General features: G+C 68.9%; 18 protein-coding genes and 1 riboswitch. Of the genes, 11 read left to right on the forward strand and 7 right to left on the reverse strand.

Going from position 1 to position 23978, the window contains the following annotated elements; genetic code table 11:
• The first annotated feature begins 51 nt into the window (after positions 1-51).
• The 3 genes from DWF00_RS01560 to DWF00_RS01570 all read left to right on the forward strand — a co-directional run bounded on the left by DWF00_RS01560 (position 52) and on the right by DWF00_RS01570 (position 2770).
• A complete protein-coding gene (locus DWF00_RS01560) occupies positions 52-1437 on the forward strand; it encodes a leucyl aminopeptidase family protein (protein ID WP_181832584.1) in 1386 nt (461 codons plus the stop codon).
• Between the two features lie 80 nt (positions 1438-1517).
• Positions 1518-1871: a MarR family transcriptional regulator gene (locus tag DWF00_RS01565; RefSeq protein ID WP_114828775.1), complete on the forward strand. Its 354-nt coding sequence runs from the start codon at positions 1518-1520 to the stop codon at positions 1869-1871.
• Between the two features lie 41 nt (positions 1872-1912).
• Entirely contained in the window at positions 1913-2770 is an 858-nt protein-coding gene (locus DWF00_RS01570) for a C40 family peptidase (protein ID WP_114828776.1), read from the forward strand.
• Positions 2771-2773: 3 nt separating this feature from the next.
• Here the strand turns inward: DWF00_RS01570 and mutS are convergent, their stop codons facing one another.
• A complete protein-coding gene (mutS, locus tag DWF00_RS01575; RefSeq protein ID WP_181832585.1) occupies positions 2774-5512 on the reverse strand; it encodes a DNA mismatch repair protein MutS in 2739 nt (912 codons plus the stop codon).
• Between the two features lie 102 nt (positions 5513-5614).
• Here mutS and DWF00_RS28950 point away from each other — a divergent pair, with 102 nt between their 5' ends.
• Both DWF00_RS28950 and DWF00_RS01585 read left to right on the forward strand, forming a co-directional pair.
• Entirely contained in the window at positions 5615-7447 is a 1833-nt protein-coding gene (locus DWF00_RS28950) for a methyl-accepting chemotaxis protein (RefSeq protein WP_181832586.1), read from the forward strand.
• A gap of 144 nt (positions 7448-7591) precedes the next feature.
• A complete protein-coding gene (locus DWF00_RS01585; RefSeq protein ID WP_114828779.1) occupies positions 7592-9877 on the forward strand; it encodes an NADP-dependent malic enzyme in 2286 nt (761 codons plus the stop codon).
• A 122-nt stretch (positions 9878-9999) separates the two neighbouring features.
• Here DWF00_RS01585 and DWF00_RS01590 read toward each other — a convergent pair whose 3' ends face one another.
• The 3 genes from DWF00_RS01590 to DWF00_RS01600 form a co-directional block, all read right to left on the reverse strand.
• Positions 10000-11493: a carboxypeptidase M32 gene (locus DWF00_RS01590; RefSeq protein ID WP_114828780.1), complete on the reverse strand. Its 1494-nt coding sequence runs from the start codon at positions 11491-11493 to the stop codon at positions 10000-10002.
• Between the two features lie 36 nt (positions 11494-11529).
• A complete protein-coding gene (locus tag DWF00_RS01595; RefSeq protein WP_114828781.1) occupies positions 11530-11745 on the reverse strand; it encodes a hypothetical protein in 216 nt (71 codons plus the stop codon).
• A gap of 83 nt (positions 11746-11828) precedes the next feature.
• A complete protein-coding gene (locus DWF00_RS01600) occupies positions 11829-12974 on the reverse strand; it encodes an amidohydrolase (RefSeq protein ID WP_114828868.1) in 1146 nt (381 codons plus the stop codon).
• A 223-nt stretch (positions 12975-13197) separates the two neighbouring features.
• Here DWF00_RS01600 and DWF00_RS01605 point away from each other — a divergent pair, with 223 nt between their 5' ends.
• The gene (locus DWF00_RS01605) at positions 13198-13500 is read left to right on the forward strand and encodes a hypothetical protein (RefSeq protein WP_114828782.1); all 303 of its coding nucleotides are present in this window, start codon (positions 13198-13200) and stop codon (positions 13498-13500) included.
• A 156-nt stretch (positions 13501-13656) separates the two neighbouring features.
• On the opposite strand, the gene pgm is transcribed toward DWF00_RS01605, so the two are convergent.
• The 3 genes from pgm to DWF00_RS01620 form a co-directional block, all read right to left on the reverse strand.
• Entirely contained in the window at positions 13657-15312 is a 1656-nt protein-coding gene (gene pgm, locus DWF00_RS01610; protein WP_114828783.1) for a phosphoglucomutase (alpha-D-glucose-1,6-bisphosphate-dependent), read from the reverse strand.
• Between the two features lie 121 nt (positions 15313-15433).
• Entirely contained in the window at positions 15434-16606 is a 1173-nt protein-coding gene (locus tag DWF00_RS01615; protein ID WP_114828784.1) for a hypothetical protein, read from the reverse strand.
• Between the two features lie 196 nt (positions 16607-16802).
• Entirely contained in the window at positions 16803-17918 is a 1116-nt protein-coding gene (locus DWF00_RS01620; protein WP_114828785.1) for a PLP-dependent cysteine synthase family protein, read from the reverse strand.
• Between the two features lie 123 nt (positions 17919-18041).
• Positions 18042-18240, forward strand: a riboswitch (cobalamin riboswitch).
• Positions 18241-18362: 122 nt separating this feature from the next.
• Here DWF00_RS01620 and DWF00_RS01625 point away from each other — a divergent pair.
• The 5 genes from DWF00_RS01625 to DWF00_RS01645 are packed head-to-tail and all read left to right on the forward strand — an operon-like array spanning position 18363 to position 23977.
• The gene (locus DWF00_RS01625) at positions 18363-20303 is read left to right on the forward strand and encodes a TonB-dependent receptor plug domain-containing protein (RefSeq protein WP_245973698.1); all 1941 of its coding nucleotides are present in this window, start codon (positions 18363-18365) and stop codon (positions 20301-20303) included.
• Positions 20303-21154 carry an ABC transporter substrate-binding protein gene (locus tag DWF00_RS01630; RefSeq protein ID WP_114828787.1) on the forward strand — a complete coding sequence of 284 codons (852 nt, stop codon included), beginning with the start codon at positions 20303-20305 and terminating at the stop codon, positions 21152-21154. The genes DWF00_RS01625 and DWF00_RS01630 overlap by 1 nt, the downstream gene beginning before the upstream one ends.
• Positions 21151-22176 carry a FecCD family ABC transporter permease gene (locus DWF00_RS01635; RefSeq protein ID WP_114828788.1) on the forward strand — a complete coding sequence of 342 codons (1026 nt, stop codon included), beginning with the start codon at positions 21151-21153 and terminating at the stop codon, positions 22174-22176. Before DWF00_RS01630 ends, DWF00_RS01635 begins: the two co-directional genes overlap by 4 nt.
• Positions 22176-22964, forward strand: a complete 789-nt coding sequence (locus DWF00_RS01640; protein WP_114828789.1) for an ABC transporter ATP-binding protein — start codon at positions 22176-22178, stop codon at positions 22962-22964. The genes DWF00_RS01635 and DWF00_RS01640 overlap by 1 nt, the downstream gene beginning before the upstream one ends.
• The gene (locus DWF00_RS01645) at positions 22961-23977 is read left to right on the forward strand and encodes a DUF6925 family protein (protein WP_114828790.1); all 1017 of its coding nucleotides are present in this window, start codon (positions 22961-22963) and stop codon (positions 23975-23977) included. The genes DWF00_RS01640 and DWF00_RS01645 overlap by 4 nt, the downstream gene beginning before the upstream one ends.
• Position 23978 lies beyond the last annotated feature (1 nt).

The raw sequence follows: 23978 nt of genomic DNA on the forward strand, positions 1-23978 counted from the left end.
CTTCCTTAACCGGTCCCGCCGACCGGCCTCCTCAACCTGGTTCCTAACGCCGTGCACAGCTTGCTCCTCGCCTCCGCGCCAGCCGCGATCCCGGTCCACATCGTCTCGAAATCCGGCTGGCCGGCACTGGCCGAACGGCTCGCTCCGGAGGCCGGCCGTTTCGCCAAGGCGCAGGGCTTTGCGGCGCGACCGGGGCAGCATCTTGTCTTGCCCGACGCCGCGGGCGCCATCTCCGCCGTGCTTCTGGGCGTCGAGCCGGCCGGCTCGCGCTGGCGCGATCCCTTCGCGCCGGGGCGCCTCGCCGCCGTGTTGCCGGCCGGGGATTATACGCTGACCGGGGAGATCGACGATGCCGGCCTCGCCGCCCTGGGCTGGCTGCTGCAGGCCTATCGCTTCGAGCGCTACCGTAAGAGGCCGGCTGCCCTGGCGCGGCTCGTGGTGCCCGAGGGCGTCGCTGGCGAGGAGCTGAGCATCCTCGCGGAATCGGTCGCGCTCGCCCGCGATCTGGTCAACACACCCGCCAACGACCTCGGCCCCAGCGAGATCGAGGCTGCGATCCGCCAGCTCGGCCAGGATTGCGGTGCGACCGTCGTCAGCATCGTCGGCGACGACCTCATCGCCCGCAATTTCCCGATGATCCATGCCGTCGGCCGCGCCTCGTCGCGCGCACCGCGCCTGGTCGACCTGGTCTGGGGCGATCCCGCCCACCCCAAGGTCACGCTGGTCGGCAAGGGCGTCGCCTTCGACACCGGCGGGCTCAACCTCAAGCCCGATGCCAGCATGCTGCTGATGAAGAAGGACATGGGCGGCGCGGCCGCCGCGATCGCTGCCGCCCGCATGATCATGCGGGCGAAGCTGCCGGTGCGGCTGCGCCTGCTCGTGCCGGCGGTCGAGAATGCGGTCTCGGGCTCGGCCTTCAGGCCTGGCGACGTGCTGGCGAGCCGCAAGGGCATCTCGGTCGAGATCGGCAATACCGATGCCGAGGGACGCCTCATCCTGGCCGATGCGCTGGCTCTGGCCGACGAGGAGGTGCCGGAGCTGCTGATCGACTATGCCACGCTGACCGGCGCCGCCCGCGTCGCGCTCGGGCCGCAACTGCCGCCCTTCTACACCCATGACGAGGGTCTGGCCTCCGAGATCGCGCGGCTCGGCCGGGCGGTCAACGATCCGGTCTGGCGCCTGCCGCTTTGGCCGCCCTATGACGACATGCTCGAGTCGAAGGTCGCCGACGTCAACCACGTCTCAGGCGGCTCCTTCGCCGGCTCGGTGACTGCGGCGCTCTTCCTCAACCGCTTCGTCGAGAAGACGCAGTCCTACGCCCATTTCGACATCTACGCCTGGAACCCCTCCGCCAGGCCCGGCCGGCCGGAAGGCGGCGAATGCCAGGCGGCGCGGCTGACCTACGCGCTGGTCAAGCAGCTTTACCCTGCCGGTTAAGCCTGTTTTCCGGGAAAGATTGCGCCCCAGCGGCAACCCGATAATGATACGGATCCGAAACGATCAGAGCCGCTTCAGTCATGGCGTTGGAGATCAGGCCCTCGCAGGCGCTCAGGCTCTGGCGGCAGGTGCATCTCGACCTGGTGCAGGATGGCGATGCCGATCTCTCGGCCCGCCAGACCGCGATCCTGCTGACGATCTATCTCGAATTGCCGCCGCATACGGTGCGCGGCCTGGCTCAACAGCTCGGCGTCACCAAGCCGGTCATCACCCGCGCGCTCGACACCATGGGCAAGCTCGGCCTCGTCAGCCGCAAGCGCGACGATTTCGACAGGCGCAACGTCATCATCCAGCGCACGGTCGCTGGTGCGCTCGCCGTGGAGCGGCTGGCCGACCTGATCGTCCAGCGCTCGCGGGAGTTAGGGGCAGGCTGAGCGGGCTTCGCGCGTTAACCGCTTGGAGCTAGATTGCCGCGATGAACTCGATTCTCGACCGCCGCCTGACCCCCGCCCGCCCCGACCTCGCCGCCCGCCACCTGGCCGGGCAGGTCGAAGCCCGCGCCTTCGCCGACTCGGTGATGCTGCGCGTCGTCGCGCCCATCGCGCCCTTGCGCCGCGAGCCGCGCCCGGATGCGCCGCTCGACACCGAGGCGCTCGCCGGCGAGGTCGTCGCGATCTACGAGCAATACGAGGGCTGGGCCTGGGGCCAGCTCGGCAGCGACGGCTATGTCGGCTACCTGCCCGACGACGCGCTGCGCTCGGACGCACCTGAACCCACACACCGCGTTTCGGCGCTGCTGAGCCATGTCTATCCCGGCCCCTCCATCAAGCTGCCGCCGCTCGCTCTGCTGCCCTTGGGCGCCACCGTCGCAGTGAGCGGTGAGTCCGGCGATTTCCTTGTCCTTGCCGATGGCGGCTATCTCTGGCGCGGGCATCTTCAGCCGCCTGGCGCTGTCGAGTCGGATTTCGTCGCAGTCGCCGAGCGCTTCGAGCATTTGCCCTATCTCTGGGGCGGCAAGACGGCCCAGGGCCTCGATTGCTCCGGCCTGACGCAAGTTTCGCTCGCCGCGGCCGGCATCGCCGCCCCGCGCGACACCGACATGCAGGAGCAGGCGCTCGGTACGGCGCTCGCCTTCGACGACAGCCTGTCGGGGCTGAAGCGCGGCGACATCGTCTTCTGGAAGGGCCATGTCGGCCTTATGACCGATGCCGAGACCCTGCTGCACGCGACGGCCTATACGATGAACGTCTACCGCGAGCCGCTGCGTACGGCGCGCGATCGGATTTCGAAGAACAGCTTTGGGGCGATCACGAGCATTCGACGGCTGGGCTGAGACTCACCCCAGCCCTTTGAGCTTATAAAGCGCCTCCAACGCTTGGCGCGGCGTCATCTCGTCAAGGTCGAGTTCGGCCAGCGCTTCGCGCAGCGTGTCATTAGCCGGCACAGTCTCCACCACCGGAGCCGCCCGCCTGACCGGCGCGGCAAACAGCGGCAAATCGTCGACCAGCGAGGCGACCGGCTTCTCGCGCTCGGTCTTCTCAAGTTCGCTGAGGATGGCGCGGGCCCGCTCGACCACGGCCGGCGGCAGGCCGGCGAGCTTGGCGACCTGGATGCCGTAGGAGCGATCGGCAGCGCCCGGCACGACCTCGTGCAGGAAGACGACCTCGCCATTCCATTCGGTGACGCGCACGGTCGCGTTGGTGACGCGGTCGAGCCGGTCTCCGAGCGCCGTCAGCTCGTGATAATGCGTCGCGAACAGCGCGCGGCAGCGGTTGATCTCGTGCAGGTGCTCGATCGCGGCCCAGGCGATCGAGAGGCCGTCGAAGGTCGCGGTGCCCCGGCCGATCTCGTCGAGGATGACGAGCGCGCGCGGGCCGGCCTGGTTGAGGATCGCGGCGGTCTCGACCATCTCGACCATGAAGGTCGAGCGCCCGCGCGCCAGGTCGTCGGCCGCGCCGACACGCGAGAACAGCCGGTCGACCACGCCGATATGGGCATGCGCCGCGGGTACGAAGGCGCCCATCTGGGCCAGCACCGCGATCAGCGCGTTCTGGCGCAGGAAGGTCGATTTACCCGCCATGTTCGGGCCGGTGATCAGGCAGATGCGCCCGCCATTGGCCTTGGCCGATGGCGGCGAGAGCTCGCTGTCATTGGCGACGAAGGGCTTGCCGTCACGCTTCAGCGCCGCCTCGACCACCGGATGCCGGCCGGCGCTGATCGCGAAGGCCGTGCCCTCGTCGACGAGCGGCCGGGTCCAGCCCTCGCTGGCGGCAAGCTCGGCCAGCGCGGCGGTGACGTCGATCTCGGCCAGCGCCAGCGCCGCCGCCTTGATCGGCTCGGCCTCGGCCAGAACCGTGGCAGTCAGATCGGCGAAGATCGTCAGTTCGAGCTTCAAGGCCCGGTCGGCGGCCGAGGCGATCTTCGATTCGAGCTCTCCGAGCTCGACCGAGGAGAAGCGCATCGCGTCCGACATGGTTTGGCGGTGCACGAAGGTGGCGCGCCAGGGCTCCTTCAGAAACTCCTCGCCGACGGCCTGCGACACCTCGACGAAATAGCCGAGCATCGAATTGTGCTTGATCCGCAGGGTCCGGTTGCCGGTCTCCGCGGCATAGCGCTGTTGGAGCTGGGCGATGACCTTGCGCGAATCGACCTGGAGCAGGCGCAGCTCGTCGAGCGCCGGGTCATGGCCGTCGCGGACGAAGCGCCCGTCGCGGCGGTTGAGCGGCAGCTCGTCGGCCAGCGTCTCCGTCAGCTTGAGCGGCAGCGACGCGTCGGTCTCGGCGAGCGCATCGGCCGCCTTCTGGAGGTCGTCAGGCAGTTCCCTTTGCTGGCCCAGCGCAAGGGCGAGGTCGCGCGCCGCGGTCAGGCCGGCGCCGAGCGCGGCGAGGTCGCGCGGGCCGCCGCGATCGAGCGAGAGCCGGGCGAGCGCGCGGGCAATATCGGGCACGCGCGCCAGGTCGCGCCGCAGATCCTCGCGCAGCGGCGCATCCGTCACCAGCGCCTCGACCGCGTCGTGCCGCGCCGCGATGGCGGTGGGTTCGGTCAGCGGTCCGGCCAGGCGCTCGGCGATGAGGCGCGCGCCGCCCGGCGTCACCGTGCGGTCGATCGCGGCGAGCAGGCTGCCGGTGCGCTCGCCCGAGAGCGTGCGGGTCAGCTCCAGATTGGCGCGCGTCGCCGCGTCGATCAGCATGGTCGCGCCGCCGGTATCGCGCACCGGCGGCGAGAGCGGCGGGCGGGCGCCGAACTGCGTGCGCTCGACATAAGCCAAAGCCGCGCCGGCCGCCGCGATCTCGGCCCGGCTGAATGCGCCGAAGGCATCGAGCGTGGCGACGCCGAAAAACTCCTTCAGCCGGCGCTCGGCCGAGGCGGCGTCGAGCCCCTCGCGCGCCAGCGGCGTCACCGGCACGTTGAGCTCGCGCCAGAACTCCTTCAGCTCGGGATCGTCATGGATCGCCTCGGGGCAGACGATCTCGCGCGGCTCCAGCCGGGCGAACTCCACCGCGAGCCGCTCCTGCGGCGTCTCCAGCACGGAAAAGCGCCCGGTCGAGATGTCGACGGCCGCCAGCCCGTAGAGCGCGCTCGAATCGGTCAGCTTCCGCCGCGCCACCGCGACCAGCAGGCTGGCGCGGCCGGGCTCGAGCAGGCGCTCTTCGGTGATCGTGCCCGGCGTGACCAGCCTGACCACGTCGCGCTGCACCACCGACTTGGCGCCGCGCTTCTTGGCCTCGGCCGGATCTTCCGTCTGCTCGCAGACCGCGACGCGGTGCCCGGCCGCGATCAGCCTTTGCAGGTAGTCGTCGGCGCGCTCGACCGGCACGCCGCACATTGCGATGTCCTCGCCGAGATGCTTGCCGCGCTTGGTCAGCACGATGCCGAGCGTGCGCGAGGCGATCTCGGCGTCGCGGAAGAACAGCTCGTAGAAATCGCCCATCCGGTAGAACAGCAGGCTGTCCGGATTGGCGGCTTTGATCTCGACATATTGCGCCATCATCGGCGTGACGCGGCCGGGATCCGCCGGCGCCTTGGCGCTGGAGAGGTCGATGGCGGGCGGGATGGTGGGCTCGTCGCGGCGCATGGCGCGGACGCTATCAAAATGCGCGGCCAGCGCCATCCGTTAGGACGGCTTTCAACAATTGAAAGCATGGTTGGTGAAATCTTACCGGCTGAAAGCCCGCTGATGGCGCTGATTCTCGATCTGATCGAAAGCCTGTCCTTCGTCCTGCTGGCGGCGTTGGCGCTGGCGCTCGTCCTGCCGCGGATCGAGCATCGCCGGTGGCTGCATCAGCTCGTCGTCGGAATCGTGCTCGCGGCGGCGGGCTATTGCAGCATGGTCGAGCCCTTCATGCTCATGCCGGGGGTGGCGATCGACTCGCGCAACATCGTCGTGCTGCTGGCCGGCCCCCTCGGCGGCACGCTCTCGACGCTCCTCGTCGCCGCCCCGCTGGCGGCCTATCGCCATGCGAATGGCGGCGCCGGGATGGCGGCGGGCCTCGCCGGCATCGGGCTGAGCGCGATCTGCGGCCTCGCCATCCATTTCTACCTGAAGCGCCAGCGGCGCACGCTCGCCATCGGCGACATCTGGCTGCTCGGCCTGGCGGCCGGGTTCGTGCTCTTCCCGCCGCTGCTGCTGGTCGGCGACTGGGCCATCGTCGAGACGATGCTGCGCGAGGCGGCGCTGATGACGCTGGTCGTCAACGTCTCCGGCACGATGCTCGGCGGCATGATCCTGTTCGGCAACGCCGAGCGGCGCGAGACCGCCTATCGCCTGCGGGCGCTGATCGGCCGCGCGCCCGGCACGCTCTATCAGCGCGTGATGCACCCCGACGGGTCGCTGAGCTATCACTTCGCCTCGTTCAGCATCGACAAGCTGCTCGGCATCGCCAAGGAGGATGTCGAGCGCGATCCGGAGATCTGGCTCCGCAAGATGCTGCCCGAGGACCGGGCCCGCTTCGAGCGGGAGCGGCTCGATCCCTCGGGCCAGCGTGATTTCTGGCGCTTCGAGGCACGCTACCATTGCCCGGACGGCTCGATCGCCTGGCTGCGCAGCGAGGCGACGATGCGCCGGCTGCGGGACGGCACGATGGTCTGGGACGGCATCCTGCTCGACGTCACCGGCGAGAAGTCGCTGGAGGCGCGCCGGCACGAGGTCGAGGACCAGCGCAAGGCGGCGCTCGGCGAGCTTGCGGCCGATCTCGAGGTCACGGTCGGGCAGGCGCTGCGCCAGGTCGGCGCCTCCGTCCGCGACATGCAGGAGGCCGCGAGCCAGATGGCGGAGAGCGCCAGCCAGACCGCGCTCCGCGCCGTCGACGTCACACGCCAGGCCGAGCATGCCTCCCAGCGCGTCGGCAGCGTCGCGATGGCCGCCGAGGAGATCGACGCCTCGATCCGCGAGCTGACCCGCCAGACCGCCCATGCCGACGACACCGCCCGCGACGCCGCAAGCTATGTCCGCGCGACCCGCCATGACGTCTCCGGCCTGAGCGCCGCTGCCGACAAGGTCAGCGCGGTGCTCGACTTCATCGAGGACATCGCCTCGCGCACCAACCTGCTGGCGCTCAACGCCACCATCGAGGCGGCGCGCGCCGGCGCGGCCGGCCGCGGCTTCGCCGTCGTTGCGGGAGAGGTCAAGAACCTCGCCGAGCAGACCCAGAGGGCGACCCGCGACATCGGCGAGACGCTGCAGGATATCCGCGTCGCCGCCGCCAAGGCCTCCGACGCCATCGCCCATATCGAGGGCACGATGGGCGTGATCGAGCAGACCTCCGGCGCCATTGCCGAGGTCGTCAGCCGCCAGGCCGAGATCGCCTCCGGCATCGCGTCCGACGCCCAGCTCGTCGCTGGCAGCACCAATGCCGTCAGCGCCAGCGTCGGCAGCGTCGGCACTGAGGCGCGCGGCACCGGCGAGACCGCCGTGCGCGTCGTCGCGGCGGCCCGGCAGGTCAGCGACCAGACCGTCGCGCTCGACCGCTATGTCGGAGACTTCGTCCGCAGCGTCCGCGGCCGGCTCTGAAGCCTTCAAGTCCGGCGCAAAAGCAGGCAGGCAAATTTCGCTGGACCGTCATGTCGCCTGATTGACAGACGCGCCTTGTAGAGCGGCCTAGCGCTGCCTTATGGTCCGCCGCCTCCAGGAAACGCTCACAAAAAGAACAATCGCATGTCCGACAAGAAGCCGATCAAGCACGCTCGCCCGACTTTCACCGATCAGGAAGCCCTGCTGTTCCATTCGGACGGCCGGCCCGGCAAGCTCGAGATCGTGCCGACCGTGCCGATGGCGACCCAGCGCGACCTCTCGCTCGCCTATTCGCCCGGCGTCGCCGTGCCGGTCCTGGCCATCGCCGAAGACCCGACGAAGGCCTATGACTACACCGCCCGCGCCAACCTCGTGGCGGTCATCTCGAACGGCACCGCCATCCTCGGCCTGGGCAATCTCGGCGCGCTCGCCTCCAAGCCGGTGATGGAGGGCAAGGCGATCCTGTTCAAGCGCTTCGCCGACGTCGACTCGATCGACCTCGAACTCGACACCGAGGACCCGGACAAGTTCATCGACGCCGTGCGCTATCTCGGCCCCTCCTTCGGCGGCATCAACCTCGAGGACATCAAGGCCCCCGAGTGCTTCATCATCGAGCAGCGCCTGCGCGAGCTGATGGACATCCCGGTCTTCCACGACGACCAGCACGGCACCGCGATCATCGCCGCCGCCGGCCTGATCAACGCGCTCGACCTGACCGATCGCGACGTCAAGTCGACCCGCCTCGTCATCAACGGCGCCGGAGCGGCCTCGATCGCCTGCACCGAGCTGCTCAAGGCGATGGGCTTCAAGCCCGACAACGTCATCCTCTGCGACACCAAGGGCGTGATCTACCAGGGCCGCACCGAGGGCATGAACCAGTGGAAGTCGGCCCATGCCGCCATCACCGACCGGCGCACGCTGGCCCAGGCGATGGAGGGCGCCGACGCGTTCTTCGGCCTCAGCCAAAAGGGCGCGGTGACCGCTGACATGGTCCGCTCGATGGCGCCGAACCCGATCATCTTCGCCATGGCCAATCCCGATCCCGAGATCACGCCGGAGGAGGTCGCGGCCGTCCGCGACGACGCCATCATGGCGACGGGCCGCTCGGACTATCCCAACCAGGTCAACAACGTCCTCGGCTTCCCCTTCATCTTCCGTGGCGCGCTCGACGTCCGCGCCACCACGATCAACATGGAGATGAAGATCGCCGCCGCCGAGGCGCTGGCCTCGCTGGCGCGCGAGGACGTGCCGGACGAGGTCGCCGCCGCCTATCAGGGCTCGCGCCCGCGCTACGGCCGGGACTACATCATCCCGGTGCCGTTCGATCCGCGGCTGATCCACGTCGTGCCGATCGCGGTCGCCAAGGCGGCGATGGAGACCGGCGTAGCCGGCAAACCGATCGTCGACATCGCCGCCTACAAGGCGCAGCTCTCGGCCCGTCGCGACCCCGTCGCCGGCACGCTGAACCGCATCTTCGAGCGCGTCCGGCGCTATCCCAAGCGCGTCGTCTTCGCCGAGGGCGAGGAGGAGCAGGTCATCCGCGCCGCCATGTCCTTCGTCAACCAGGGGCTGGGCAAGGCGATCCTGGTCGGTCGCGAGGAGCCGATCCTGGCGACAGCGGCCTCGCTCGGCGTCGATCTCGCGGCGCGCGGCATCGAAATCCACAATGCCCGGCTGTCGCACCGCAACAGCGCCTATGCGCAGTACCTCTACGAGCGGCTGCAGCGGCAGGGCTATCTCTTCCGCGACTGCCAGCGCCTGATCAACCAGGACCGCAACCATTTCGCCGCCGCCATGGTCGCGCTCGGCGATGCCGATGCGATGGTCACCGGCGTCACCCGCAACTACTCGATCGCGCTGGAGGAGGTCCGCCGCGTCATCGACGAGAAGCCGGGCCACCGCGTCATCGGCGTCTCCGTCGTGATCTCGCGCGACCGCACCGTGCTCGTCGCCGACACCGCCATCGCCGAGATGCCGACGGCGCAGGAACTGTCGGAGATCGCGATCGAGGCCGCCGGTGTCGCAAGGCGCCTCGGCTACGAGCCGCGCGTGGCGATGCTCGCCTTCTCGACCTTCGGCCACCCGGCCGGCGAGCGCTCCGAGAAGGTGCAGCAGGCGGTCGACATCCTCAACCATCAGCGCGTCGATTTCGAATACGACGGCGAGATGGCGGCCGATGTCGCGCTCAACCGCGATCTGATGGCGCAGTATCCGTTCTGCCGCCTCAAGGGGCCGGCGAACGTGCTGGTCATGCCGGCCTTCCACTCGGCCTCGATCTCGACCAAGCTGCTGCAGGAGATCGGCGGCGCGACCGTGATCGGCCCGCTGATCGTCGGCCTCGACAAGCCGGTCCAGATCGTGCCGCTCGGCGCCAAGGACAGCGACATCGTCAACATGGCCGCGCTGGCGGCGTTCAACATCGGCGGCTGAGGCGAAGCGCTTCGGAACCCGGAGCTGCAGGCAGAACAAGACGAAGCGCGGGAGCCCTCTCCTTACAGGAGAGGGCTCCCGTGCCTTCCGGTTCGGGGGCAATCGTCAGCAGTCCGGCGCGCCTACTCGCCCATGTACCGCCGCTTCAGGTGCGCCTTGAACACGCCGGCATCGAGCGGCCGACCGGTGGCACGCGTCAGCAGCTCGTCGGTCTCGTAGAGCGAGCCCAATCCGTGGATGTTCGCCCTGAGCCAGCCAACCAGCGGCTTGAAGTCGCCGCGTCCGATCCCCGGCAGGATCTCCGGCTCGGCCCGGCAGGCGGCGTCGAAGATCTGCGCCGCCGTCATCGCTCCCAGCGTGTAGGTCGGGAAATAGCCCCAGCCGCCGCTCGGCCAGTGGATGTCCTGCAGGCAGCCGAGCCGGTCGTCCGGCGGGGTCACGCCGAGCAGTTCGCGCATCTGCGCGTTCCAGACGCCGGGCAGTTCCGAGAGGGGCATCTCGTCGGCGATCAGCGCCTTCTCGATGCGGTAGCGCAGGATGACATGGGCCGGGTAGGTCACCTCGTCGGCATCGACGCGGATCAGCCCGCGCTGAACTTGCGTGTAGCGGCGCCAGAGCACGTCGGCCTGCCAGGCCGGGCCCGAGCCGCCGAAGGCCTCCAGCATCTTCGGCGCGGCGAAGCCGATGAACTCGCGGCTGCGGCAAGCCTGCATCTCGACCAGCAGGGATTGGCTCTCATGCAGGCTCATGCCGCGGGCATGGCCGACGGGCTGGCTCAGCCAGGCCTGCGGCCGGCCCTGCTCGTAGAGCGCATGGCCGGTCTCGTGCAGCACGCCCATCAGTGCCCGCGAGAAGTCGGTCTCGTCATAGCGGGTGGTGATGCGCACATCGCTGTCGGCGCCGCCGCAGAACGGGTGGGTCGAGATGTCGAGCCGGCCGCGCTCGAAATCGTAGCCGAGCGCCGCCATCATCTGCAGGCCGAGCGCGCGCTGCGCCTCGACCGGGAAGGGGCCCTCCGGCGCAGGCGAGGCCGGCCGGCGCGCCTGCACCGCCAGGACCTCCTCGATGAACCCCGGCAGGAAGTCGGCGAGATCGTCGAACAGCGCGTCGATCTTGGCGGAGCGCCCGCCCGGCTCGTAGTCGTTCAGCAGCGCGTCATAGGCGGAGAGGCCGAGCTTCTCGCCCTTGGCCCGGCCGATCTCGCGCTGGAGCTTCAGCACCTCGGCGAGATAGGGCAGCAGCGCCTTGAAGTCGGCATCGGCCCGCGCCTGGCGCCACGCCATCTCGGAGGCCGAGATCGCCTTGCTGGAGGCCTCGACCAGATCGGCCGGCAGCGCGGTCTCGACCGTCCAGCTGCGCCGGATCTCGCGCAGGTTGGCGCGCTCCCAATCGCCGAGTCCGGTATCGCCGTCTGCTGTGTCGAGCCAGTCGCCGATGCGCGGATCGGTCACCATGCCGTGGCGCAGCACGTGCAGCAGCGCCATGCTCTCGGCCCGCGTCTCGGCCGCGCCCTTCGGCATCATCACGTCGCTGTCCCATTGCAGGATGCCGACCGCGTTGGAGAGCGCGGCAACCTTCCCGAAATGCGCAGCGAGCTGCGAATAGGCGGCAGTCATGGATATCCCTCCGTCCCGAAGCGGGTTGGAGTCTTCTTAGCCCGCTTGCAGCGCGGCGTCGAAGCTGTCCTGCAGCATGCGCCGGCAAGCCTCCGCCTGCTCGCGGATGCCGGTATGGAAGATATAGGGGATGATGTCGTCGAGATCGCGGATCGCGACATCGACCGCGGTCATGAGGTCGACCTGAAGCGGCTCGGACTCCGGCTCGGCGGGCTGCCGCTCCGGTACGCGAAACTGAAGAACCAGGCCCATGGCCACCCCACGCTGACGAATCACTAGCGCTATCCAACAGCGTCGGGCGTGTGAGGCTGGTTAACGCCGCGGCACCCGAATGGTTAACCGAGCAGATTGCGCAGCGTGCGCATGAAGATGCGGGCGCCCGGCGCGATGATGTCGTCCGGGAAGTCATAGTCGGGATTGTGCAGGTGCGGGCAGTCTTCGCCCGAGCCGAGCAGGAACATCGCCGCCTTCGCCTGCCGCCCGAACAGGCCGAAATCCTCCGAGCCGCGCATCGGCTCGGTTGGCCCATGCGCCAGCTTCTCGTCGTCGAGCGCCCGGCGCAGCAGCGCCACCGCCTCGGGGTGGTTCTCGCAATGGTGGAAGACGTCGTGGTAGCTGAGCTCGACGCCGAGCCCCGTCTCCTGCCCCGCATCTTGGACCAGTGCCTCGGCGCGCTCGCAAAGCGAGCCCATCTGCGCGTCGGTCAACGTTCGCAGCGTCGCCCAGATCTCGGCCCGGCCAGGCGCGATGCCGAAGGCCGGCTCGCCCATCGACGCATGCGTGACGGTGACGAGCGCGTATTCCTCGTCCAGCGCGCCGCCGGGGCCAAGCGCCGTCAGCGTCGGCATCAGCCAGGCCACCGCCGCCATCGGCGAAAGGCCGTGCTCCGGCGTCGAGGCATGCGAGGTATGGCCGGTCAGCACGATCCGCAGGCCGCGCGAGGCGCAGTTGGCGTAGCCCTCCGACAGCGCGACATGGCCGAGCGGCAGGCCGGGCTTGTTGTGCAGCGAGAAGGCGTAGTCGGGCGCGATCTCCCTGAATTTCGGATCGGCGATCACGGCGGCTGCGCCCGCGCCGGTCTCCTCCGCCGGCTGGAACAGCAGGATGGCGCGACCGCGCTGCGGGCGCTGGCGGCCAAGCCCGCGCGACAGCGCCGCGACCATGGTCATGTGCCCGTCATGGCCGCAGAGATGGCCCTTGCCCGGCACCTGCGAGCGATGCTCGCTGTCGGAGAGCTCCTCGATCGGCAGCGCGTCGAGCTCGCAGCGCACCAGGACCGTCGGCCCCGGCTCGGCGCCCTCGTAGATCGCGGCCACGCCATGGCCGCCGAGTCCGGTGATGATCCGCTCGGGTTTGCTGGGCATCAGGAACCTGACCACGGCTTGCGCCGTTTCCTGTTCCGCGCCCGAAATCTCGGGCGCGCGGTGCAGCTGGCGCCGGAACGCGACGAGTTCGACGAGATCGGAATTGCTGAGGAACATCCTGCGATCCTTCGTGACGGGCGAGCGCGTGGCCATGCCGGCCGCAGCTTCACCAACCGGCCGCCGCCGGCAAGGGCCACCCTTGCACGGGAAGACAGCGCTTTCTCCGGGTTGCCGAAGCAGCCGCGATCGGCCAGCTTCCCCGAACTCATTCTGTCCAGGTTGCAGATTCGCCGCCATGGCGGGGCTGCAAGAAAACGAAATCGTACGGAGGAATCGAGAGATGAGACATGCCGTTCACATCGCCGGCGTCGTTGCGCTCGCCGCCCTGGCCGCGGGCTGCGCCGGCTCCTCGCGCGTCGGGGTTCCCACCCAGGCGCCGACGGCGGCCGCGAGCAAGTACATCGCCAGTGACGGGGCCGGCGGCCTCCTCCTGCCCGACGGGACGCGCGTCGCGGTCGACAGCACCGGCGGCTTCACGCTGCCGAACGGCGCCTATGTGAACCGGGATCGCGCGGGCGCGCTCAACCTGCCCAACGGCTCCCGCTGCGTGCCGGATGGCAGAGGCGGCTACAACTGCCCCTGAGAGACCGCTTGTGAATTCTACTGGCGAGGCCGTCTGACGCGGCTGTCTGCGCTTCCGGTGCTCACGGACCAAAAGTCCGCTCCGCTCCGGTTCTCGACAGCCACGCCAGCCGGACTCACGCCAGCGAATTCCCAAACGGTCTCTCGGCGCGAGGCTCTACCCCTTGGCCGCGGCAAAGGCTGTGTTGATGATCTCCTGCGCCTCGGCCTGGATCCGGCGCAGATGCGCCTCGTCGCGGAAGCTCTCGGCGTAGATCTTGTAGACCTCCTCGGTGCCGGAGGGGCGGGCGCAAAACCAGCCATCGTCGGTCACGACCTTCACGCCGCCGATCGCGGCGCCGTTGCCGGGCGCCTCGTTCAGGATCGCCGTGATCGGCTGGCCGGCAAGCTGGTCCGTCTTGATCTGTTGCCGCGACAGGGTCTTCAGCACGGCCTTCTGCTCGCGCGTCGCGGGGGCGTCGACGCGGGCGTAGAGCGGCTCGCCCAGCTCCGCCGTCAGCTTACCGTAGAGCACGCCCGGGTCCGCGCCGGTGCTGGCGGTGATCTCGGCTGCGAGCAGGCCGAGGATGAGCCCGTCCTTGTCGGTGGTCCAGCTGGTGCCGTCATGGCGCAGGAAGGAGGCGCCGGCGCTTTCCTCACCGCCGAAGCCGAAGCTGCCGTCGGAGAGGCCATCGACGAACCATTTGAAGCCGACGGGAACCTCGACGAGCCGGCGCCCGAGCTTGCCGGCGACGCGGTCGATGATGGCGCTGCTGACGGCCGTCTTGCCGATCGCGGCATCGCTGCGCCAGCCTGGCCGGTTGGTGAAGAGATAGGCGATGGCAGCCGCGAGGTAGTGGTTCGGGTTCATCAGCCCGCTGCTGCGGGTGACGATGCCGTGGCGGTCGGCGTCGGTGTCGTTGGCGAAGGCGACGTCGAAGCGCTCGCGCATGCCGATCAGGCCGGTCATCGCGTAGGGCGACGAGCAATCCATCCGGATTTTGCCGTCCCAGTCGGCGCTCATGAAGCCGAAGGTCGGATCGAGGTTCTTCTCGACCACGGTCGCGTTGAGGCCGTAGCGCGCGATGATCGGGTCGTAATAGTCGAGCCCGGCGCCGCCGAGCGGGTCGATGCCGATGCTGACGCCGGAATTGCGGATCTTCTCCATGTCGACCACGGCGGCGAGGTCGTCGACATAGGCCTTGGTATAGCCGTAGCGCCGGACGAGGTCCGAGCTCAGCGCCCGCTCATAGGGCATCCGCCTGATGCCGGCGAGCTTGTCCGCGATCAGCGCGTTGGCGGCTTTCTCGATCCAGCCGGTCGCGTCGGTATCGGCCGGGCCGCCATGGGGCATGTTGTATTTGAAGCCGCCATCCGCCGGCGGGTTATGCGAGGGCGAGATCACCACGCCATCGGCGAGGCCTGAGCTGCGGCCGCGGTTATGCCCGATGATGGCGTGGGAGATCACCGGGGTCGGCGTGAAGCGCAGGTGCTCGTCGACCATGGCGACGACGCCGTTCGCCGCGAACACCTCCAGCGCCGTCTCAAAAGCGGGGCGGGAGAGGGCGTGCGTGTCGATGCCGAGGAAGAGCGGCCCGTCGATGCCCTGCTGCTTGCGGTAGAGGCAGATCGCCTGGGCGATCGCCAGGATATGCGCCTCGTTGAACGAGAGCAGGAGGGACGAGCCGCGATGGCCGGAGGTGCCGAAGGCGACGCGCTGGCTGGCCTCGGCCGGGTCGGGACGGTCGAAATAGGCCTGAAGCAGCTTGGCGACATCGACCAGTTGGCTGGGATCGAGCGGCTTCCCGGCGAGCGGGCTAACGGTGGATGTCATCAAATATCCTCGGCAGGGAATTGTCGCCTTGCAAGGCCGTCAGCCTACTCCGCGGAACCGCCCGGAGGAAACCTCATGGCGGCCGGAAGACTCAGCCCTCGCCGATCAGCTTCAGGCAGCCTTAATTGGTTGCTGCCAGAGCGAGGATCGCCTGCTCGTCGCGCTCCAGATGGATGATCGGCAGTGCGACGGCGGCGTCCCCGGCCAGCCCGAGCGACTGGGCGATCGTGTCGCGCCAGGCCGCAGCCTCTTGCGGGTCGCTGACGATCCAGACGGTGCGGCGCGGCTCGAAGCTGTCGATCCCGACGATCGTGAGCTGGTGGCGGACGATCTCGCGCAGCGCCGCCTGGTCGTCGGCCCGCTTGGTGACGGCCGCCTCGACATAGGGCTTGGTGTCGAAGGCCGGCAGCGGCGGCTCGACCAGCAGCGCATCGACGTCGTCGACGATCAGGAGCTCGACATCGCGCCAAGGCCAGAGGACGCGCCCGTCCTGCTCCTCCAGCTCGGGAAGGGGCTTCTCGGAGGCGGCCTTCGGCAGGCAGTCCGCGACCGACTCGAACAGCTTGGTGAGCGTGGTATAGCGCGCGATCCCCAGCCTGAAGGCGTATTCGGTGCCGATGCCGCAGGCGAGGCAGGTCTTCCCGGAGCCGACGGCGCCGGTCACCACGACATGACGAATGCCGGGGAGCGACTTGCTGACGGACGCCGGTGTCGACAGCGCGACGACCGTCTCGCGGTGGCCGGCATCGGCGTCGCGGAACTTCGAGCACAGGTTGGTCAGGCGGAACAGGAAGGGCAGCCCGACCTGCTGGAAGGTCATCTTGCGGCGCACCCACCAGATCACCAGCCCCGCGGCGGGCACCAGCAGGATGAGCAGGGCGATGATCGCATGCCAGCCGCTCCAGCCCGCGGCTCCGGCGACGATGGCGCCGGCCCCGATGTAGAACAGCGCGGTCGCGACGTTCCACCAGAGCTCGCGGCTGTTGAGCGGGAAGAGCGGCCCCTGCCGCTTGCGCTCGCGCACGATGTCGAGCACCTCCTTCACGATCCATAGCGCGAGGTTGAGCACCGCCGCGATGACCGCCGTCTTCCAGCTCGGCATCGCCGGAAATATCCACGCCAGAAGCCACCCGACGAGATAGGTGATCTGGAAGCCCAGGCCGAAATGCCCGAATTGATCGGCCGTCCAGACGTAGCTGACGGTCGGCGTCTGCTGGACGTCCTTGCCGAACCAGTCATAGCGAAGCTGCTTCACGACGTCCTTCAGGGACGGCGGCCTAAGCTTGCCTGTCATCGGCTCGCACCTCGCCTCTTGACCGTCGAATGCCTGACGTAGCAGCGCTGCTGGTGTGGAGGCGCCGATTCTTCTTCAGTCGACGCTATTCAGGCGTGTTTTGCAAGTGTTTCCCAAATGATATGCTGCATAAAATCGTTCAGGCAGAGGTCTAATCTGAGTTTGAACTGCTTGTTGCCGGCTTGGCCTTGCCGGCTCAGGCCTCGTCGAGGCGGCAGTCGAGATCGCCGCCAGCCAGCAGGGTCTCGATCTTCGCCTCGTAGGGCGCGGGGTCGAGGCCTTTCGAGGCGACCCATTCCGGCTCGTAATAGGTCTTGAGGTAACGCTCGCCGGAATCGCAGATCAGCGTGACCAGCGAGCCTTGCGTGCCGGCCGCCTTCATCTCGTTGGCGAGCCAGCACAGCGCGAAGAAATTCGTGCCCGTCGAGCCGCCGACGCGGCGGCCGAGCCGGCGCGACAGCACGTTCATCGCCGCGATCGAGGCGGCGTCGGGGATCTTGACCATGCGGTCGACGACGCCGGGGATGAAGGAGGGCTCGACGCGCGGGCGCCCGACGCCCTCGATCAGCGAGGGACGCTCGCAAAGGCAGGTGGCGTCGCGCGTGCGATAGCCGTCGAAGAAGGCGGAATGCTCGACATCGGCGACGCAGAGCCTCGCGGCATGGCGCTTGTAGCGCAGGTAGCGTCCCAGCGTCGCCGAGGTGCCGCCGGTTCCGGCGCTCATCACCACCCAGGTCGGAACCGGGTGGCGCTCGCGCTGCATCTGCTGGAAGATCGATTCGGCGATGTTGTTGTTGCCGCGCCAGTCCGTCGCCCGTTCGGCGAAGGTGAACTGGTCCATGTAGTGGCCGCCGAGCCTGGCTGCGAGCGCCGCCGCCTCCTGGTAGAGCGTCCTGCCATCGTCGATGAAATGGCAGGTGCCGCCGTAATGCTCGATCGCGGCGACCTTCTCGCATGAGGTCGAGCGCGGCATCACCGCGTAGAACGGCACGCCGATCATCTCGGCGAAATAGGCCTCCGAGACCGCCGTCGAGCCCGAGGACGCCTCGACCACCGGCGTGTTCTCGCGGACATGCCCGTTGCAGAGCGCGTAGAGGAACAGCGAGCGCGCCAGCCGGTGCTTCAGGCTGCCGGTCGGATGGGTCGATTCGTCCTTCAGGTAGATGTCGATGCCACTCAGCCCGGCGCAGGCGAGCTTGAAGAGATGGGTGTCGGCCGAGCGGTGCTGGTCCGCTTCAAGCACCGCGATGGCGTCGCCGACCCAGCCGCGCGAGCCGCGATCCGAACTGCGGGAGGGTGTGGTGGCGTGCATGCTGGCGAAGTCCCGTGAATCTCTGCCTGTTACCATGCGCATCGCGCCTGGAGAAATGCGCGCCATGGCGATCGTTGTCGAAGCGGGGCCAACGCCCAGTTGACGCCCGCCGCAATTCCGCCCTACTTCTGAACGCGACGGTTCCCTCACGGGATCAAAAGGGAACGCAGTGAAAGGTGATCGCTCACCCCATGCTGCGGCTGCCCCCGCAACTGTAAGCGGCGAGCCTTTCGCCATACGCCACTGGGACCTCGGCCCTGGGAAGGCGGCGTGAAGGCAGCGACCCGCGAGCCAGGAGACCTGCCGTCAGCCGTGGTCACACGCGAGCACATTGGCCGGGGTGCGCTGATGGGTGGTTGAACCAGGCGCGCCCGTTCTTCGGGAGTGGGTGGGGACATCTCGTTCGCGGTGACGTGCCACTGACGTTACCGCCGAGGTTCCATTGTGATCCGCTTCCCCAAGGCCGCAAGACGCGGCCGCCTGTCGTTCGTCCTGTCCTCCCTCGCCATCTCCGCCGCGCTTTCGCCAAGTGCGAGGGCGCAATCCTCCAGCCAGCCGATGGCACTCGACGAGGTCGTCGTCAGCGCGACCGGCCTGCCGACGCCGGCAAAGGAGATCGCCAGCTCCGTCACCGTCGTCACCGCGCAGGAGATCGAGCAGCAGCAGCGCCGCACGCTGCCGCAGGCGCTCGCCTCGGTGCCCGGCCTCAACATCGTGCAGATCGGCGGGCCGGGCGGGCAGACCTCGGTCTTCATGCGCGGCACCAACTCCAACCACGTCAAGGTGCTGATCGATGGCATCGAGGTGAACGACCCCTCGACGCCGAACCGCTCCTTCGATTTCGGCCAGATGCTGACCGGCGACATCGAGCGCATCGAGGTGCTGCGCGGCCCGCAAAGCGGCCTCTACGGCGCCAATGCGCTGGGCGGCGTCATCTCGATCACGACCAAGCGCGGCGAGGGCCCGCCCAAGGTGACGGGCTCGGTCGAGGCCGGCTCCTACGGCACCTTCAACCAGACGCTCAGTGTGAGCGGCGGCGCCGACCGCTTCGACTATGCCTTCGGCATTGCCCATTTCAAGGCCGATTCGACCCCGGTGACGCCGCCGAACCTCGTCCCGCCCGGAAGGCGCATCAACCCGAATTCCTACGACAATTGGAGCTATTCGGCCCGGCTCGGCTTCAAGCTCACGGACACGATCAGCCTCAACTGGGTCGGCCGCTACAGCGACGGCTACCTGCTCTCGACCGGCGATTCCGGCTTCCCGAGCCTGCCCAACGCCTATCGCTCGGCTCAGGACTACAAGCAGGCCTTCACCCGCGGCGAGATACTCTGGGACCCGCTCGACGGCCGCTTCGTCAACCGGCTCAGTGTCTCCTACACCAACCAGGATCGCTCGAACCGCGCGCCCAACGCGATCGGCATCCTCGGCCTGCCCACAAACAATCTCGGCGAGCGCACCAAGTTCGACTGGCGCGGCGACCTCAAGCTGACCCAGGGTCAGACCCTGGTCATGGGCCTGCAATACGAGAACGAGCGGCTGGAAACGGCGAGCCTGACCGCCTCGAACGGCAATACCGGCGCCTTCGTCGAATTGCAGTCGAACTGGAGCGACCGCTTCTTCACCGCCGCGAATATCCGCTACGACGATGACGAGAGCTTCGGTGGCCACACCACCTATCGTTTCGCGCCGGTCTACATCGTGCCGGGCAGCGAGACCAAGCTGAAGGCGAGCTACGGCACCGGCTTCAAGGCGCCGACGCTGAGCGAGCGCTTCAGCGATTCCCGTCCGGCCTTCAACTTCTACGGCAACCCCGACCTCAAGCCGGAGGAGAGCCGCGGCTGGGATGCCGGCTTCGAGCAGCCTTTGTTGAACGGCCGTGTGAATTTCGGCGCGACCTATTTTCACAACGACATCGACAACCTGATCCTGACCAACGCCGCGCGCACCTCCTACACCAATATCGGCCGGGCCAAGACCAGCGGCGTCGAGAGCTTCGCCGCGCTGGAGCTGACCCCGCAGTTCAAGGTCAGGGCCGACTACACCTTCACGCTCGCCAAGGACGAAACGGCCCATCAGGAGTTGCTGCGCCGGCCGCGTCACAAGGCCAGCGTCACCGCGACCTGGATGCCGATCGACAAGCTCACCCTCTCGGCGACGCTGATCTATCTCGGCGAGCGCATGGACGGGAACCGCGACTTCTCGATCTCGCGCCTGCGGGCGCCGGGCGCGGCCATCGTCAACCTCGCCGCCGACTACAAGCTCAGCGACAAGCTCACCCTGTTCGGCCGGGTCGATAATCTGTTCGACAAGCGCTACGAGAACCCGGTCGGCTATCTCGTACCCGGCCTGAGCGCGTTCGGCGGCCTGCGGTTCGCCCTGTGATGAAGCGGGCCGCCCTTTTGCTCGGCTTGAGCCTGGCCGCGATCGGCGGCCCGGCCCGATCCCTCGACGCGCCGGTCAAACCGGCGCGCATCGTCTCGCTCAACATGTGCACGGACGAGCTGGTGCTGCGGCTGGCGGAACCCGGAGCGATCGCCTCCGTGACCTGGCTATCGCAGGACCCGCGCAACGCCAACATGGCGAAGCTCGCCCGCACCATCCCGGCCAATCACGGGCTGGTCGAGGAGGTTCTGGCGCTGAAGCCCGATCTCGTCGTCGCCGGCGCCTACACCACCCGCAGCACCGTCGCGCTGCTGAAGCGTGTCGGCGTGCCGGTGCGGGAGTTCGGCGTGCCGCGCAACCTTGCCGAGATGCGCGCCCAAATAGCCGAGATGGCCGCGTTGCTCGGCCAGCCCGGGCGCGGGCAGGCGCTGATCGCCGAGATCGACGGACGCCTCGCGGCGCTGGCGGCGCGGCGCGGTCCCGATCATCCCAAGGCGATCGTGCTGCGCCCGAACGGCTTCACCACCGGGCGCGGCTCGCTGGTCGACGAGATCCTCACGGCGGCCGGCTTCAGCAACCTCGCCGCCGAGCTCGGCATCGACAATTACGGCCAGATCGCGCTGGAGACGGTCGCGTTGGGCGGCGCCGACATCCTGATCCTCAACACCACGCCGGGCGGGCCGCCCTCGCTCGCCCATGAGATCCTGAACCATCCCGTCCTCGCCCGGCTGAGCGACAGGCTGAAGCTTGTGGCGCTGCCCTCGAAGCTCTGGACCTGCGCCGGCCCGGCCGTGGTCGATGCCATCGAATTGCTGATCGACGCGACCAGCGCGGATCGGAGAGGTTCATGAGCGCCGCCCTCGATACCCCGGCGGCGCTGGCCCCGATCGCCTATTGGCGGCTGGTTCTGTTGCTCGCGCTCGCCACCTTGGCCATGGCGGCGGTCTCGCTCGCGATCGGCTATGCCCGCCTCGACCTTTGGGCGGCGCTCGCCGATTGGCTGGCCGGCCGACAGACGCTGCCCGCTCTCGTCCTGGCCGAGCTCCGGCTGCCGCGCGCGGTGCTTGGCGCGCTGGTCGGCTTCAGCCTCGGCATGGCCGGGGCGGCGATGCAGGGCCTGCTGCGCAACCCGCTGGCCGAGCCCGGCATCCTCGGCATTTCCAGCGCAGCCGCTTTCGGCGCGGTCGTGGTGTTCTATTCCGGCTTCGCCGGCGCCTTCGCGCTCGCCCTGCCGCTTGGCGGCATCGCCGGGGCGATGCTTGCGGTGTTGCTGCTCTACGGCTTCATCGGGCGCGGCGCCGGCACGATGACGCTGATCCTTGCCGGCGTCGCGATCAACAGCTTTGCCGGCGCGATGACCTCGCTGGCGCTGAATCTCGCGCCCAATCCCTATGCCGCGCTCGAGATCGTCTTCTGGCTGATGGGCTCGCTCGCCGATCGCAGCCTCGTGCATGTTTGGCTGGTGCTGCCTTTGATGCTGCTGGGCTGGGCCCTGCTGCTCTCCTGCGCACCGGCGCTCGATGGCCTCACGCTCGGCGAGGACACCGCCCGCAGCCTCGGCTTCGACCTGACCTGGCTGCGCGCCCGGCTGATCGGCGGTGCGGCGCTCAGCGTCGGCAGCGCGGTCGCGGTCACTGGCGCGATCGGCTTCGTCGGCCTCGTCGTGCCGCACCTGCTGCGCCCGCTCATTGGCCATCGGCCGGGCCGGCTGCTGCTGGTCAGCGGCTTCGGCGGCGCCATCCTGACGCTCGCGGCCGACACTGCGCTCCGCCTGCTGCCGATCCGCCCGGAGCTGAAGCTCGGCGTCGTCACCGCCCTGATCGGCGCCCCCTTCCTGTTCAGCCTGATCCATCGCCTCAGGCAGGAGGCGTGATGCTGATCGAGGCCAAGGACATCGCCGTCGCGCTCGGCGGCAAGCCGGTCCTGCGCGGCATCGACCTCACGCTCCGCACCGGTGAACTCGTCGGGCTGATCGGCCCCAACGGCGCCGGCAAGACCACCTTGCTGCGCGTCATCGCCAACCTGCTGCCGCATGCGGGCGCCGTGCTCTATGACCGCGAGCCGGCCAAGGCCATTGGCCACAAAGCCCTGGCCCGTCGCATCGCCTTCCTGGCGCAGGGCGGCGCCGTGCACTGGCAGATGCGGGCCGAGGCCGTCGTCGCGCTCGGCCGCCTGCCGCATCGCCGGCCCCTCGGCGAAATGACGGCGGCGGACCAGGATGCGATCGCCCGGGCCATGTTGGCTACTGACGCGGCCTCCTTCCGCGACCGCACGCTCGACAGCCTCTCCGGTGGCGAGCGCATGCGCGTCCTGCTCGCCCGCGCGCTCGCGGTGGAAGCCGAGATGCTGCTGGCCGACGAGCCGCTGGCCGGGCTCGACCCGCGCCATCAGCTCGAGGCGATGACGCTGCTCCGGCGCGTCGCGGCCTCCGGAGCCGGCGTCGTCGTCGTGCTGCACGATCTCACCTTGGCCGGCCGCTTCTGCGACCGGCTCGTCCTGCTCGACCAGGGCCGCATCCTCGCCGACGGGCCGCCCGATGCGGTGCTCGGCGACGACCACCTCAGTCAGGCCTTCGGCATCAGCGTCGCGCGCGGCAGACGCGATGGCGAAGACTTCGTGCTGCCCTGGCACTCTCTCAACGACAAGGAAACCGCCCGATGACGACGCCGGACATCGCCAGCCTGATCTGCGATCAGCTTCGCACCGACAGCACGCAATGGAATCTCGGCACCTTCGGCGCCATCGCCGAGTTCATGCGCGATCCGGGCGAGACCGTGGCCATCACGGACGAAGCCGGGCGGTTGGCCGCGGTGACGAGACGCGGCGGCATCGGCTTCGGCGATCTCTCGCAGGTCAGGCTCTTCGCCTCGGAGACGGCGGTCGGGCAGGGCTGGAGCCATCGCGTCGCGCTCTGCCTGCCCGTCGACGCTTGCGCAATGAGCCGGCGAACCCTCCTGACCGAGCTTGGCCACGATGCCGAAGCGCTACGCCCCGAGGATCGCACCGGCATCCTCTTCGACATGGGGCTTGGCACCTTGCAGGTCGAGATCTGCATCCGCAGCGCCGATCCCGCGCTGATCGCGACCTTGCGCTCGGTGGCAGGCCGCTCGCTGTTCGAGCCCGGCAACCCGGCCATGGGCGCCATCCTGACAGCCGGCCCGCACCGCGTCTTCCTTGCGCGGGCCGGGCGCTGCGAGGTCTACCAGCCCATCCCGCCGGCCGACGGCAAGAGTCCGGAGGGGCCGCACACCCATGTCTTGCCAAAACTGCTCGCCGCCGGCCGCACCCATGCTGCGACCGAGCCGGTGCCCGAGGGCTTCGTGCCCTTCGCCCATCTCGTGCCGGCGCACCCGCTCAAGGATGCGATGGGGCGGCCGAAGCCATGGGACGGCGCGGCTCACGCGCATTTCCAGGAACTGTTGGTAGCGTTCGGAGATGCGTCGCTCGTGGCGGTGAAGCAGCGCCTGGCGGCAGCGATCGACGCGCGGGAGAGCCCGGACGGCTTCCTGGAGCCCGCCGGTCGGTTCGAGCGCCATTCGTTACGCGTGGCGCTTCGGCAGCTGGCGGCAGCGCCGGCAAGGCCCGCAAACCTCGCCGCCTGGCTCGCGGTCTTCGACAAAGCCGAAACGCCGGCCGAGGCGAATGACGCCGCCGACGCCTACGGCCACGGCTGAT

Source organism: Allobosea caraganae, assembly GCF_003351345.1.
Taxonomy (GTDB): Bacteria; Pseudomonadota; Alphaproteobacteria; order Rhizobiales; family Beijerinckiaceae; genus Allobosea; species Allobosea caraganae.

Excerpts from the sequence above, each read along its gene's own strand:
- DWF00_RS01600 (WP_114828868.1), bottom strand. The coding sequence starts at position 12,974 with ATGTTCCTCAGCAATTCCGATCTCGTCGAACTCGTCGCGTTCCGGCGC.
- DWF00_RS01615 (WP_114828784.1), bottom strand. The coding sequence starts at position 16,606 with ATGACAGGCAAGCTTAGGCCGCCGTCCCTGAAGGACGTCGTGAAGCAG.
- DWF00_RS01595 (WP_114828781.1), bottom strand. The coding sequence starts at position 11,745 with ATGGGCCTGGTTCTTCAGTTTCGCGTACCGGAGCGGCAGCCCGCCGAG.
- DWF00_RS01640 (WP_114828789.1), top strand. The coding sequence starts at position 22,176 with ATGCTGATCGAGGCCAAGGACATCGCCGTCGCGCTCGGCGGCAAGCCG.
- DWF00_RS01620 (WP_114828785.1), bottom strand. The coding sequence starts at position 17,918 with ATGCACGCCACCACACCCTCCCGCAGTTCGGATCGCGGCTCGCGCGGC.
- mutS (WP_181832585.1), bottom strand. The coding sequence starts at position 5,512 with ATGCGCCGCGACGAGCCCACCATCCCGCCCGCCATCGACCTCTCCAGC.
- DWF00_RS01635 (WP_114828788.1), top strand. The coding sequence starts at position 21,151 with ATGAGCGCCGCCCTCGATACCCCGGCGGCGCTGGCCCCGATCGCCTAT.
- DWF00_RS01565 (WP_114828775.1), top strand. The coding sequence starts at position 1,518 with ATGGCGTTGGAGATCAGGCCCTCGCAGGCGCTCAGGCTCTGGCGGCAG.
- DWF00_RS01645 (WP_114828790.1), top strand. The coding sequence starts at position 22,961 with ATGACGACGCCGGACATCGCCAGCCTGATCTGCGATCAGCTTCGCACC.
- DWF00_RS01585 (WP_114828779.1), top strand. The coding sequence starts at position 7,592 with ATGTCCGACAAGAAGCCGATCAAGCACGCTCGCCCGACTTTCACCGAT.
- pgm (WP_114828783.1), bottom strand. The coding sequence starts at position 15,312 with ATGACATCCACCGTTAGCCCGCTCGCCGGGAAGCCGCTCGATCCCAGC.
- DWF00_RS01570 (WP_114828776.1), top strand. The coding sequence starts at position 1,913 with ATGAACTCGATTCTCGACCGCCGCCTGACCCCCGCCCGCCCCGACCTC.
- DWF00_RS01630 (WP_114828787.1), top strand. The coding sequence starts at position 20,303 with ATGAAGCGGGCCGCCCTTTTGCTCGGCTTGAGCCTGGCCGCGATCGGC.
- DWF00_RS01605 (WP_114828782.1), top strand. The coding sequence starts at position 13,198 with ATGAGACATGCCGTTCACATCGCCGGCGTCGTTGCGCTCGCCGCCCTG.
- DWF00_RS01590 (WP_114828780.1), bottom strand. The coding sequence starts at position 11,493 with ATGACTGCCGCCTATTCGCAGCTCGCTGCGCATTTCGGGAAGGTTGCC.
- DWF00_RS28950 (WP_181832586.1), top strand. The coding sequence starts at position 5,615 with ATGGCGCTGATTCTCGATCTGATCGAAAGCCTGTCCTTCGTCCTGCTG.